The sequence below is a fragment of the Aromatoleum tolulyticum genome, assembly GCF_900156155.1.
In the GTDB taxonomy this organism is placed as follows: Bacteria; Pseudomonadota; Gammaproteobacteria; order Burkholderiales; family Rhodocyclaceae; genus Aromatoleum; species Aromatoleum tolulyticum.
In genome coordinates, this window is record NZ_FTMD01000007.1 from 108,850 (window position 1) to 122,963 (window position 14,114).

7 protein-coding genes are annotated in these 14,114 nt (G+C 70.7%); 4 read left to right on the plus strand and 3 right to left on the minus strand.

Annotated elements, in window-relative coordinates; translation table 11 throughout:
• Positions 1-46 precede the first annotated feature (46 nt).
• From BW991_RS12165 to pbpC, 4 genes are all read left to right on the plus strand, one after another.
• The gene (locus BW991_RS12165) at positions 47-2,305 is read left to right on the plus strand and encodes a WD40 repeat domain-containing protein (RefSeq protein ID WP_139335929.1); all 2,259 of its coding nucleotides are present in this window, start codon (positions 47-49) and stop codon (positions 2,303-2,305) included.
• 62 nt (positions 2,306-2,367) lie between these two features.
• Positions 2,368-3,501 (plus strand): aminotransferase class V-fold PLP-dependent enzyme, encoded by a 1,134-nt coding sequence (locus BW991_RS12170; RefSeq protein WP_076602385.1) that lies wholly within the window; start codon positions 2,368-2,370, stop codon positions 3,499-3,501.
• A gap of 101 nt (positions 3,502-3,602) precedes the next feature.
• On the plus strand, positions 3,603-8,750 hold the full coding sequence (locus tag BW991_RS12175) for an alpha-2-macroglobulin family protein (RefSeq protein WP_076602386.1): 5,148 nt from the start codon (positions 3,603-3,605) through the stop codon (positions 8,748-8,750).
• On the plus strand, positions 8,747-11,053 hold the full coding sequence (gene pbpC, locus BW991_RS12180) for a penicillin-binding protein 1C (protein ID WP_076602387.1): 2,307 nt from the start codon (positions 8,747-8,749) through the stop codon (positions 11,051-11,053). The genes BW991_RS12175 and pbpC overlap by 4 nt, the downstream gene beginning before the upstream one ends.
• A 12-nt stretch (positions 11,054-11,065) precedes the next feature.
• On the opposite strand, the gene BW991_RS12185 is transcribed toward pbpC, so the two are convergent.
• The 3 genes from BW991_RS12185 to BW991_RS12195 all read right to left on the minus strand — a co-directional run bounded on the left by BW991_RS12185 (position 11,066) and on the right by BW991_RS12195 (position 14,109).
• Positions 11,066-12,268, minus strand: a complete 1,203-nt coding sequence (locus BW991_RS12185; protein WP_244551678.1) for an HD-GYP domain-containing protein — start codon at positions 12,266-12,268, stop codon at positions 11,066-11,068.
• A 184-nt stretch (positions 12,269-12,452) separates the two neighbouring features.
• Positions 12,453-12,953, minus strand: a complete 501-nt coding sequence (gene tpx / locus BW991_RS12190; RefSeq protein WP_076602389.1) for a thiol peroxidase — start codon at positions 12,951-12,953, stop codon at positions 12,453-12,455.
• Positions 12,954-13,104: 151 nt separating this feature from the next.
• Positions 13,105-14,109, minus strand: a complete 1,005-nt coding sequence (locus BW991_RS12195; RefSeq protein WP_076602390.1) for a formate dehydrogenase subunit gamma — start codon at positions 14,107-14,109, stop codon at positions 13,105-13,107.
• Positions 14,110-14,114 lie beyond the last annotated feature (5 nt).

Here is a 14,114-nt window from a genome sequence, read left to right on the forward strand (position 1 = left end):
ATTGCGTAACGGCGGGCCTCGGCACGGATCGGCGTGGAGGACGACGGTGGCTTCATCCCCTGATGGCGTGATCTCGGAACTGCTGCGGGACGAGCGTCCCGCAGGCGGACGCGAGGACCGCATCGCTGCCGCGCCCCCACGCGGCGACGACCAGGCCGCTCTCGCACGGCGCATGCGGCGGCGCGCGGTCGGACTGGGCATCCTTGCCTTCCTGTTGGCGGTCGCGGCGATCGCCGCACTGGTCGCGCAGCAGGTCGCCGACCTGCAGCGCCGACAGCAGGACGGGGTCGCGCTGTCGCTCCAGCTCGTCGCCACGGTCCTGCGCCATCTCGACACCGACCCGGACCTCGCCGCGCGCGCGGCGTCCGAGGCGCTGCGACGCACCGCGGACGCCGCGCCCTTCGTGCGCGGCCAGGCCGAAGACGCGGCGCGGCGCGCACTCGACGCAAGCCGCCTGCGCCTGACGCTGCGCGGGCACACCGAGCGCGTCAATGCGATCGCCTTCAGCCCCGACGGGGCGCTCATCGCGTCGGCCGGGCAGGACGGCACGGTACGCATCCGCAATGCCGCGGACGGCGCCGCGCCCGCCGAACTGCGCGGTCACGAGGGCGAGGCCCGCGATCTCGCCTTCGGCCCGGACGGAAAGACGCTCGCCTCGGTGGGCGACGACGGTCGCATCATCCTGTGGGACGTCGTGCGCGGCGAACGGCTGCGCGAGCTGCCACGCCAGCCGGAGCCATTGAACGGCGTCGCGTTCGGGCCGGACGGAGAGATCGTGGCAACGGTGGGTCGGAGCCCGGTCGTGCGGCTGTGGGATGCCGATACGGGCGGGCTGCTCGCGAACCTCACGGGCCACAGGGCCCAGGTGCATGCGGTCGCCTTCAGTCGCGACGGGCGGCACCTTGCAACGGCGGGCAGCGATTCTGCGCTGCGCATCTGGGATCTGTTGAGCGGCCGGGCGCTGCACGTGCTCGAGGGCCATGCCGACACGGTCCTGGCGATCGCCTTCAGTCCGGATGGGCGCTGGCTGGCGAGCGCGGGCGAGGACCGCCGGGCGCGCCTGTGGGACGTCGCCAGCGGCGCGGCGGTACGCGCGCTGCCCGAACAGCCCGGCGCGGTTCATGCGGTCGCCTTCAGCCCGGACGGCGGCGTGCTGGCGACCGGCGGTTCCGACGGCTCGGCGCGGCTGTGGGACACCGCAGACTGCACGCGTCCGGCCGGCGAATGCCAGCCGCTCGCGACGCTCGCCGGCGAGGGCAACCCCGTGACCGACCTCGCCTTCGACACGGCCGGGACACGGCTCGCGACGACCGGCACGGACGGCAGCGTGAAGCTGTGGGACGTCGGCTTCGGCCACGCGGGGGCGATCCGCAGCCTTGCCTTCAGTCCGGACGGCAAGCGGCTTGCAACGGCCGCGACCGGCACGGACGCCACGGTGTGGGAACTCGGGAGCGGGAAAGTCCAGCACAGGCTCGCGGGGCAGGCGGGCACGCCGTCGCGCGTCGCCTGGAGCCCGGACGGCAGTCGCATCGCGACCACGGAACTCGACGGCACCACCGCGATATGGGACGCCGCCGGCGAACGGCCGCCGCTGCTGCTGCGCGGCCACACGGGGCGCGTGAATGGCATCGCCTTCAGTACCGACGGGCACCGCGTCGCCACGGCCGGACGCGACGGGATGGTCGGCGTGTGGGATGCCGCCAGCGGCGCACGACGCCTGTGGCTACGCACCGGCGCGGCCGCGCTGAATTGCGTGATCTTCAGCCGCGACGCGCGCAGCGTATTGACGGCGGGCGCCGACGGCGGCCTCACGGAATGGAATGCCGCAGACGGCAAGCGGCTGCGCAGCCTGCAACAGCGCGGCGACGAGATCCTCGACCTCGCGCTGAGCCCCGACGGCTCGCTGCTCGCGACCGCCGGCACGGATCGCATCGCGCGCCTGTGGGGCCTGACGGGCGGAAAGCCGGTGCGCAGCCTGGCGGGACATGCGGGCGCAATCGACGCGCTCGTCTTCAGCCCCGACGGTCGCCTGCTCGCGACGGCCGGACGCGACCGCAGCGCGCGCGTGTGGGAAGTCGCGAGCGGTGCGGAGCGTCTGGTGCTGCCGCCGCAGGACGGCGCCGTGCATGCGGTCGCCTTCTCGCCCGACGGGCGCCTGCTCGCGACCGGCGGCGACGACCGGCGCGTGCATTTCCAACCGCTCGATCCGGGGCAAGTCGCGACGGCGCTGCACGAACGCGTCGCCGACGGCCTCACGGACGCGGAATGCACCAGATACCTGAACCGGAACCCCTGTCCGCCCTGAGCCGCGCTGCATGCTAAGCTGGACGGCCATGTCGGATTCATTGCCTGCGGAGCCCGAAGAAGATGCCCAGCCTGCTGCCCCAACCCGATCCCGACGGTCTGCTCGAGTACTCGGTCGTGTATACCGACCGCGCGCTCAATCACATGTCGCAGCGTTTCCAGGGCGCCATGCGCGACATCTCGCGCGTGTTGAAGAAGGTCTACGGCGCGCATGCGGCGGTCGTCGTGCCCGGCAGCGGCACCTTCGGCATGGAGGCGGTCGCGCGCCAGTTTGCGACCGGGAAGAAGTGCCTCGTGATCCGCAACGGCTGGTTCAGCTACCGCTGGACGCAGATCTTCGACATGGGCGGCATCCCGTCCGAATGCACGGTGCTGAAGGCGCGGGCGGTCGAAGCCGGCCCGCAGGCGCCGTTCGCGCCGGCGCGGATCGCCGAGGTCGTCGCGGCGATCCGCGAGCGGAAACCCGATCTGGTGTTCGCCCCGCACGTCGAGACCGCCGCCGGCATGATCCTGCCCGACGACTATCTGCGCGCCGTCGCCGACGCCGTGCATGAGGTCGGCGGCCTGTTCGTGCTCGACTGCATCGCCTCCGGCACGATCTGGGTCGACATGGCCGCGAGCGGCGTCGACATCCTCATCAGCGCGCCGCAGAAGGGCTGGAGCTCGCAGCCGTGCTGCGCCCTCGTGATGCTCGGCGAGCGCGCGCGCGAGCGGCTCGAGGCGACGACCAGCACCAGCTTCGCGTGCGACCTGAAGAAGTGGCTGCAGATCATGGAAGCCTACGAGAAGGGCGGCCATGCCTACCACGCGACGATGCCGACCGACGCGCTGACCGCGCTGCGCGACGTGATGCTGGAAACGGAGGCCTACGGCTTCGACAAGGTGAAGGCCGAACAGCAGGAGCTGGGCCGGCGCGTACGCACGCTGCTCGCCGCACGCGGCTTCCGCAGCGTCGCCGCACCGGGCTTCGAGGCGCCGGGCGTGGTCGTGTGCTACACGGACGACCCCGAAATCCAGTCGGGCCGCAAGTTCATCGCGCAGGGCCTGCAGACCGCCGCCGGCGTGCCGCTGCAGTGCGACGAGCCGGCGGACTTCCGCAGCTTCCGCATCGGGTTGTTCGGCCTCGACAAGCTGCACGCCGTCGAGCGCAGCGTGAAGTCGCTGGAACAGGCACTCGACGCGCTCCGACCCGCGTAACCGCCGCGCCCTGCGGCGGCCACCTAGCATATCTTTCCGGCCCGAGGAACTTCCCGCATTCCTCGGTTACAATTCCGCCAGCATATAACGGGGGGAATTGCATGCGGCACGGCAAGGCAGGATCCAGAGGCTTCGGCGTTGCGCCGATCGCGCTCGTCATCGTTCTGGTCACCGCACTCGGCGGCTACTTGTTCGCCACGCGCGACCGCTCGGGCGCGGACGCCGAAGCCGGCAACGTGCCCTTCGAGGTGGTGGACGGCGCCCCGCGCGAGCTCGACGGATCGCCCGCCCTCGCGCTGTCGTTCAGCCTGCCGCTCGACGCCCGCGGCGATCACGACAAATTCCTCCAGGTGCTGGAAATGCCGTCTCCCGCCCACGCTGCGGAAGGTTCGTCGGCGGGCGTGCACTATGAGGAAGAGGAAGACGGGAGCACGACGGTCGGGGTCAGCAACGCGAGCAGCAGCGACCCGGCCGACACGGTGACCGAGGGCGGCAAGCCGGTCGCGGGCGCCTGGGTCGTCGGCGAGAACCCGCGGCTGCTGTTCTTCCCGCACGTCAAGCCGCAGACCCGCTACGTCGTGCGCGTGTTGGCCGGCCTGCCGGCGAAGGACGGCAGCAAGCTCGATGCGGAAGCGCGCTTCTCGATCCGCATGGGCACGGTCGCCCCGGCGTTCTACTTCGCCAGCCGCGGCATGGTCCTGCCCGCCGGGCAGAACGGCGGTCTGCCGGTCACGACCGTGAACGTACCCGAAGTCGACATCCAGTTCCTCAAGGTCAAGCCGGAGCACCTGTCCGAATTCCTCGACCAGGTCGTGGCCGGCCCGGCCGGCCAGCCGACCCGCGACGCGTCCGCCGACGCGGAAGGCGGCGAAGCCGACGACGAGGAAAGCTACTACCACTACGGCGATGCGGGCACCCGCCTCAAGGGCGCCGTCGACGGCTGGCAGCTCGACCAGCTGCACCGCCTCACGACCAGCGCCTTCATCGGGCGCTTCGTCACCGAACAGAAGTCCGACCGCCGCCGCGTGACCTTCATTCCTGTCGAGGACATCCCCGCGCTGCGCGAACCGGGCGTCTACGTCGCGGTGATGTCGCAGCCGAACCGCTTCCGCCACGAGTTCCAGACCACCTACTTCTACGTCAGCGATCTCGGCCTGCACGTGCGCCAGTACGCCGCCGGAGCCGACGCCTACGTGAGTTCGCTGGCCAGCGGCAAGGCCGTGAGCGGCGCCGAGCTGAGCTGGATCGACGGCGAAGGCAAGACCCTGGCGCGCGGCGAGACCGACGGCGACGGGCGGGCGAACTTCGCCGAACGCCCGAAAGGCGCGCGCGTGCTGACGGCACGCAAGGGCGGGCACCTGTCGCTGATCGCCCTGAAGGAACCGGCGCTCGACCTCGGCGAGTTCGACATCGCCGGCACGCCCTTCGTCCCGGTGCGCCTGTTCGCCTACAGCGGACGCAACCTGTACCGCCCGGGCGAGCGCTTCGACGTGTCGGTGATCGCCCGCGACGCCGACGGACGCGCCGTGCCGCCGCAGCCGATCCAGGCCGCGCTGCGCCGCCCGGACGGCAAGCTGCAATGGACGCGGACGTGGAAGCCGCTGGAACTCGACCCCGGCTACTACACCCAGGCGATCGAGCTGCCGATCGACGCCGCGACCGGCTCGTGGGCGCTGGAATTGCGCACCGATCCGGCGGCCAGCACGGCCGCGGCGGTGATGCGCTTCGGCGTCGAGGAATTCCTGCCGGAGCGGATGAAGCTCGACCTGACCAGCACCGAGGCCAGTCTCGCGGACGGCGCGAGCTGGCGCATCGACGTCAGCGGGCGCTACCTGTACGGCGCCCCCGCCGCCGGCAACAGCCTCGTCGGCGTCGTGAACACCGAGCGCAACCGCAATCCGCTCGCACAGAAGCTGCCCGGCTTCGTGTTCGGCGATGCAGACGAGGACACGGTCAAATCGCGCACCGAGCTGTCGGAAAACGCGCTCGACGACGCGGGCAAGACGAGCATCGACGTGGATCTCGCACCGGTCGCGGACCGGCGCTCGCCCTTCACCGTGCGCGCCACCATCGGCCTGCTCGAGAGCGGCGGCCGGCCGGTCATCCGCAGCATCGAGCGCGTGCATTGGCCCGCGCCGGTGCTGGTCGGCGTACGCCCGCTGTTCGTCGGCGCCTACGCGCGCGAAGGCGCCGCGGCGGAGTTCGAAGTGGTGCGCGCCGACACCGCCGCCACCCTCAAGGCGGGCACCGCGCTGCCGGTACGGCTGTTCCGCGAGAACCGCAACTACTACTGGCGCTTCGACGACCAGCGCGGCTGGAACTCGGGTTTCACCGAAACCGACGAGCTGGTGTCGACCACGCAGGTGTCCATGCCCGCCGGTGGCCGCGGCAAGCTCGCGCTACCGGTCAAGTACGGCCGCTACCGGCTCGAGGTGTTCGACCCGGAAACGCAGCAGACCGCACGCTACCGCTTCTACGCCGGCTGGTACGCGCAGGACGACGAAACCCGGGGCGTGCGCCCGGACCTCGTCGCGCTGAAGCTGGACAAGGCGGGCTACGCCGACGGCGAAACGGCGCGCCTGACGATCACGCCGCCGCATGCCGGCGAGGCGCTCGTGACCGTCGAGGGCGACAAGGCGCTGTGGGTGCGCCGCCTCTCGGTCGGCGCCGACGGCACGACGATCGACATCCCCGTGGACAAGGAATGGAAGCGCCACGACCTGTACGTCTCGGTCATGGTGCTGCGTCCGGGCAGCAGCGGCGACACGGTCACGCCGGCACGCGCGCTGGGTCTGATCCACCTGCCGCTCGACCGCAGCCAGCGCAAGCTCGACGTGGCGCTCGAAGCGCCGCAGAAAATGAAACCCGAACAGCCGCTGAAGGTTCGCGTGAAGGTCCCGGAGGCCAAGGGCCAGAAGGCGATGGTCACGCTGTCCGCGGTCGATGCCGGCATCCTCAACATCACCGCGTTCAAGAGCCCCGACCCGTTCGGCTTCTTCTTCGCCAAGCTGCGCTACGGCGCCGACGCGCATGACGTGTACGGGCGCCTGATCGAGAAGATGGCCGGCGACAAGGGACGACTCAAGTTCGGCGGCGACGCGGCACCCAAGCCGACCAAGAGCCTGCCCAAGAAGGTGCGCCTGGTCGATCTCTTCAGCGGCCCGGTGGCGCTCGACGACAAGGGCGAGGCGGAGATCTCGCTGCCCGTGCCGGACTTCAACGGCAGCCTGCGCCTGATGGCCGTCGCGACCAGCGGCGAGCGCTTCGGCATGCAGGAGGCCGAGGTCGTCGTCGCGGCGCCGCTGGTCGTCGAACTCGCGACCCCGCGCTTCCTGTCGGTCGGCGACAGCGCGGTGCTCGCGATGGACGTGCAGAACCTCTCCGGCGCCGCCCAGGACGTACGCATCAGCGTGACCAACGGCGACGGCCTCGCGATCCGGGCCGGCGAACAGCGCATCGCGCTCAAGGACCAGCAGAAGCGCATCCTGCGCATCCCCGTCGAAGCCGGGACGGCGCTGGGACTCACCGAGGTTCGCGTGCATGTCGAGAGCGACGCGGTGAAGCTCGACCGCAGCTTCCCGCTGCAGGTGCAGGCACCGACGCCGCGCCAGTCGGTGATGAAGCGCGTCGTCGTCGCGCCGGGCGAAACGGTGGAATTGCGCGACGCCGAACTGGGCGGTTTCCTTAAGCACAGCGTCGCGGCGACGCTGGCAGTATCCGACAAGGCTCCGATCGACGTGCGCAGCGCCGTGCGCGGCCTGCTGACCTACCCGTACGGCTGCGCCGAGCAGACGACGAGCACCGCGTACCCGCACGTGTTCATCGACGAGACGGCCGCGAAGCAGTTCGGCCTGAAGCCCTACACGCAGGCCCAGCGCGCCGAAATGCTCGAGAAGGCGATCGGGCGGCTGGCCGGGATGCAGGCGCCCAACGGCGGCTTCAGCCTGTGGGGCAACGTCGGCAACTACGAGTACTGGCTGTCGGCCTACGTCACGAACTTCCTGCTCGACGCGCGCGAACAGGGCTTCAATGTCCCGCCCGAGATGGAGAAGCGCGCCGTCGAATTCCTGCTGAAGGGCCTGCAGGAAGGCGTCGCCGGCCTGCCGCGCGAAGCGGTGAAGTACAGCGCCGATTCGGTGTGGGCGGACCACCGCTACGCCGGATCGGGCCGCTTCGCGGTGCTCGCCTACGGCGCCTATGTCCTCGCCCGGCAGGGCAAGGCCCCGCTGGCGACGCTGCGGCAGCTGCACGAGTCGCAGGCCGCGGCGCACTCGGGCCTCGGCCTGGTGCACCTCGGCATCGCGCTGAAGCTCATGGGCGACGAGGCGCGCGCGACTAGCGCAGTCGAAGCCGGCATCCGGAAGAACCGTCCGGACAATTACTGGTGGGGCGACTACGGCAGCAACCTGCGCGACTGGGCGCTGATGTACGTGTTGCTCGAGAAGCACGGCCTCAAGCCCGAAGGCCGCGAGAACCTCGTGAACCTCGTCGCCGGCGAGCTGGAGCGCGGCCGCTACTACTACCACAGCACCCAGGAGAAACTCGCACTGTTCCTGCTCGGCCGCAGCTTCATCACCGGGGCCGGCGGCAACTGGACGGCCGAAGCGGGCAGCGGCGGCAGGACGCAGGCGATCGGCGGCAAGGGCACGCAGTTCCTGTCCCTGTCCGCCGAGGACGTCGCCGGCGGCGTCCGTCTCACCAATACCCATCAGGAAAAGCTCTTCGCCGAGCTCAATCTCGCCGGCAACCCCGCGGCGATGCCCGCGGCACGGCGCGATGCGTTCGACCTCAGGCGCGAGTGGTACACGCCGGACGGCCAACCGCTCGGCAAGCGTCCGCTGCGCGTCGGCGAGACGCTGATGGTCCGCCTGCGCGTCGGCACCGCCGGACGCCACAGCAACGGCCTGGTCGTCGACTACGTGCCGGCAGGGGTCGAGATCGAGAACGCCAACATCGTGCAGGGCGAGCAGTCGGCGATCAGCATCGCCGGGATCGACCCGCGCCAGGCGATGCAGGACGGCGCGATCCAGCACGTCGAGTTCCGCGACGACCGCTTCGTCGTCGCCGCGCGGCTGCGGGGCGAGATGAACTTCTTCTACCGCGTGCGCGTGGTCACACCGGGGCGCTTCGTCGTGCCGCCGACCTACGCCGAGGACATGTACCAGCCGCACATCTACGGCATCGCCGGAGGCGAGGAAACGCTGCAGATCACCGACGGACACGGCGACGGAGCCGGCAACGGGCAATGATCCGCCGCCTGCGCCTTGCGCTCGCGACGGCGCTGGCCCTGCTGCTGCTGGCGGACCAGCTCTTCCCGCCGCCCCTCCCCGGGCGCGCGGCACCGCATGCGCAGGTGGTGCTGGCGCGCGACGGCACCCCGTTGCGCGCCTTCCCCGACCGCACCCACATCTGGCGCCATCCCGTCCGTAAGGACGAGGTGTCGCCACGCTACCTCGAAGCCCTGATCGCCTACGAGGACCGCTTCTTCCACTGGCATCCCGGCGTGAATCCGCTGGCGCTGCTGCGTGCCGCGGGACAGTGGGCCACCAGCGGCCGCGTCGTCTCGGGCGGCTCGACGCTGACGATGCAGGTCGCGCGCATCCTCGAGCCGACGCCGCACACGCTGCGCGGCAAGCTGCGCCAGATGGTTCGCGCGCTGCAGCTGGAACTGCGGCTGTCCAAGCGCGAGATCCTCGAGCTCTACCTCGGCTACGCGCCGATGGGCGGCGTGCTCGAGGGCGTCGAGGCAGCCAGCCGGGCCTATCTCGGCAAGCCCGCGGCACGCCTGACGGAATCCGAGGCCGCGCTGCTGACGGTGCTGCCGCAGGCCCCCTCGCTGCTGCGCCCGGACCGCTATCCCGAACGCGCGCGGGCGGCGCGCGACAAGGTGCTCGCGCGCATGGCGCCGCACTGGGGCGCCGACGTCGTGCGCGAAGCGCGCGAGGAGCCGGTGATCGCACAGACGGTGCGCGAACCGCTGCTCGCGCCGCTGTTCGCCGAGCGCGTGCGCCGCGAGCACTCCCGTCAGCCGCGCGTGGAGACGACGCTGGACGCGGGCATGCAGGGCATGATCGAGCAGCTCATCGCGTCGCGGCTGTCGGTGCTGCCGCCGCGCGTGTCGATGGCGGCGCTGGTGGTCGACAACGCGACGCTGGAAGTGCTCGCGTACGCGGGCTCCGCCGACTTCGCCGACGACAGCCGCTTCGCGCACGTGGACATGGTGCGGGCGATGCGCTCGCCCGGCTCGACGCTGAAGCCGTTCCTCTACGGACTGGCGCTCGACGAGGGCCTGATCCACTCCGAATCGCTGCTGGCCGATGTGCCGCAGTCGTTTTCCGGCTACCAGCCGGGCAACTTCCAGGCGAACTTCAGCGGCCCGGTGAGCGTGTCGCACGCGCTGCAGAAGTCGCTGAACGTGCCCGCCGTGGAGGTGCTGGACCATCTCGGGCCGCAGCGCTTCGTCGCGCAGCTGCGCCGCGGCGGCCTCAGGCTGGAACTGCCGCGCGGCGCCGGCCCCAACCTGAGCGTGATCCTCGGCGGCGCCGCGACGAGCCTGGAGGGCCTGGTCGGCGCCTATTCCTCGTTCGCGCGCGGCGGCATCGCCGCCCGGCCGCGCTACGTGCAGGACGCCCCGCTCGAGGAGACGCGCATGATGAGCGCGGGTGCGGCCTTCATCGTGCGCGACATCCTCGAATCGGGCGGGCCGCTGGCCCGTGCGGTCGAAGGCGGCGTGGGGGTGCGGCGCGGCATCGCCTTCAAGACCGGCACGAGCTTCGGCTTCCGCGACGCCTGGTCGGTCGGCGTCAGCGACCGCCTGACGGTAGGCGTGTGGGTCGGCCGCCCCGACGGCACGCCCAACCCCGGCTTCTTCGGCGCAAACATCGCCGCACCGCTGCTGATCGACGTATTCGCCGCGGTCGATGGCGCGCCGCCCGGACCGCCCGGGTCACGCCTCCCGCCCGAGGGCGTGTCGCAGGCGAAGGTCTGCTGGCCGCTGGGCACCTGGAGCGCGGACCTTCCGCCCGGGCTGTGCCACGAGCAGCGTACCGCCTGGATCCTCAACGGCGCCGCGCCGCCGACCTTTCCCGATCGCCTGCGCGGCGGCGCGCCGCGCTACACGGACTACCGCGACGCGGAAAGCGGCCTGCGGGTGCGCGCGGGCTGCGCGCCGGGCGAGATGCGCGCGGTGGAGATGGCACGCTGGCCCGCCGCGCTCGAACCCTGGCTGGACAGCGGCACGCGGCGGCACGCCCTGCCCCCCGCCTGGGCGCCGGCGTGCAGGGATGCCGTCGCGCCCGAGGCGGGGTTGAAGATCGTCGGCGTCGCCGACGGGGAAACGATACGCCGCGCCGGCACCGGCCCCGCCCCCGAGCTGCGGCTGGAGGCCCGCGGCGGGCAGGACAGCCTGACCTGGCTCGTGAACGGCGTGCAGGTCGGGCGCGTGGCGGCCGGCCGGTCGCTGCTGTGGAAATTTCCCGTCGCCGGCCCGTACCGGATCACGGCGATGGACGACGCGGGCCGCTTCGACAGCGTGGAGATCAGCGTGCGCTGATGAGGCGCTGCGTCACCCGTGCGCGCGCTGCGCGAAGTACGCGAGGTTCATGCGCGGGTTGAGGTAATCGACGATTTCGCGCTGCAGCGCGCGCGGCTTGAGCACGGCGTCGATCGTGACCTCGTCGGAGTCGGCCAGGCTCAGCACCAGCGCATCGCGGCGCGGCACGCCCGGTTCGTATACCAGCACGGTCGGCTTGAGCGTGTTGCCCCGCGTGACCGCGACGACGATCGCGATCGAGCCGGTCGACAGGCGTACGAAGGAGCCGGGCGGATAGATCCCCAGCTCCTTGATGAAGGTCGACAGCATGAAGGGGTCGAAATGCGCGGACTCGCGCGCGTACATCTGCGATAGCGCTTCCGCGGGCGTCAGGGCCTCGGCGAGCGAGTGGGGATTGCACAGGTTGTCGTAGCGGTTCGCGATCGCGACCATGCGCGCCAGCGGGTTGATGTCCGGGCCCTTGCGGCCGGCCGGGAAACCGCTGCCGTCCACGCATTCGTGATGTTCGCGGATGATCGCGCACACCGGGGCCGAGACGTGCTTGCCGACGATCTGCAGCCCGTATTCGCCGTGCATGCGGTAGAGCGACTCTTCCGGACGGCTGCGTTCCTTGGTGCGCAGCACGATGGGATTGATCCGCTTGGCGCCGATGTCGTGCAGCAGCGCGCCCATGCCGGCCGCCTCGAACACCTCGCGCTTCAGCCCCAGCCCCTTCGCGAGGATCATCGTCAGGATCATGACGTTGAGCGCGTGCTGGTGCGTCGCATCGTCGCGCTTGCGCGAGGCGACCAGCATCACGGTCGCGCCTGCGTCCTCGAGGAAGGTCGATGTGAGCTCCCCGACCATGGCACCGGCCAGTGCGGTGGCCGCGGCGGGCTCGCGCAGCAGGTCGGCGATCAGGTTCCGCGTCGAATCGACGCATTCCCCGTAGGCCTTCTCGCAGCTGCGGATGAGTTCGCGCCGCTCCACCATGCGCGTTGCGCCCCGGCGCTTGGCCTCGATCAGGGTCCCGCTGTCCGGTCCGGGCGCGGATGCGGGCGGCGCCGGCGGGGCGCCTGCCGACTCGCGCGGCCCGACCGCCGAACGTGCGGGATCGTAGGCGATGCGGGGCAGGCCGAGTTCGCGCAGGGCCCGCAGCTGCTTCTCGCTGCTGATGCGGAAGGAATTGACCAGGAAGGGGTGGTCGAGCCAAGGCATGTCCAGAGACACGAACATGCCTACCTGCAGTTGTTCGACGCCGACTTTCGGAAGTGGGTCCGGCATCTCGTTACATCGGGCGACGGATCGGGAAGCGGCTGTTTCCGCCAGCCGGATGCGGAACGGCGAGGCGACCGGAAACCGGTCGCGCGCCATCCGGGCATGATAAACCCAATTGCGCCAGCGGATTCCCGAGGGGCGCCTACTTCAGCGCCGCGAGTGCCGCCGCGTAGTCGGGTTCGTCCTTGATCTCGCCGACGAGCTGCGAATGCAGCACCTTGTTGTCGGCATCGAGCACGACAACGGCACGCGCGGTGACGCCCGCGAGCGGGCCGGAGGCGATCTCGACGCCGTAGTCCTTCATGAAGTTGCACCCGCGCATGGTCGACAGCGTGACGACGTTCTCCAGCCCTTCGGCGACGCAGAAGCGCTTCGACGCGAAGGGCAGGTCGGCGGAGACGATCAGCACGACGGTGTTGTCGAGCTTGCCGGCTTCGGCGTTGAACTTGCGCGTCGAGGTCGCGCAGGTCGGGGTGTCGAGACTGGGGACGATGTTGAGGACCTTGCGCTTGCCGGCGTAGTCGGCGAGCGTCACGTCCTTGAGGTCCGCGCCGACCAGCGACAGCGGCGGAACGCTGTCACCCTTCTGCGGGAATTTGCCGGCGACTTCGATCGGGTTGCCGCCCAGGGTCACGGTGCTCATGGGTACGTCTCCTCCGTTGAGATGTCGGAGCCGGCGGCGGGCGCCGGCCTTATCGAATCAGTCTAGTCGGGAATTCCGCGCAGGGGAACCGCGCGGACGGAGGGGTCTTCGCGGGAGGCGGCCGCGGGGCGCGCCTCCCGCATGCCGCGGCTCAGGGACGGCCCGAGCGGCCGGCCTTGACCTCGTCGTACCAGAACTCGTGGTGCTCCTTCGCCCAGGTCTCGTCGACGTAGCCGGTCTTCATCGACTGGTATGCACCTTCGACGCCTATCGTGCCCATGTAGATATGGCCCAGCGACAGGGCGATCAGGAGGATCGCGCCGACGCCGTGGATGATGTTCGCGAGCTGCATCGTCGCGCGCGTCTGGCCGAAGTTGGGAAAGTCCATCACGAGGCCGGAGCCGGCGACGATCAGGCCGAGGAAGGTCACGCCGATCCAGAACCAGGTCTTCTCGCCGAAGTTGAAGCGCCCCGAAGGCACGTGCTCGCCGCTGGCGATGCCGCCGGCCTTGCGGATCCACACGCTGTCGATCGCCTGCCAGACGTTGTCGCGCAGGAAGGCGAGAATCATCAGTAGCGTGAACACGCCGAACACCGGGCCGACGTAGTTATGCACGGTCTTGCCCGCCCACAGCAGCCCGCCGAGCACCGCGTTGCCGAACACCGGCTCGATGAAGTGCTTGCCGAACAGGATGCACACGCCGGTGATCCCGAGCACGACGAAGCTGATCGCGGTGCCCCAGTGCACGACGCGCTCGAAGGTGCTGAAGCGCTGCATCCTGCGCCCGGTCGGTGCGCCGTGCAGCTTGACCGCGCCCTTGACCGCGAAGAACAGCCCGATCGCGGTGGGCACGACCAGCAGCAGGACGCCGCCCCAGAACGTGATCGGGCCGTTGCGCCACTGGCGCCACGCCTGGCCTTCGGTCTGGATCAGCACGCCGGTTTCGGGGCCGCGCACGGTGGTGAAGTGCGCCTCGCCGGAACGCACCTCGCGCCACACCGGCGCGTTGTTGAGCGGCTGCGTCTGCTGGCGTTCGACCTGCGCGGCGGCCGGACCGGCCTGGGCCAGCACCGACCCGCTGCCCAGCATGAACAGCCACGCCACCAGCGCCAGCAGCAGTCCGAAGCCGCTGCGCCGTCCGAGGATTGTGCTCATGGCCG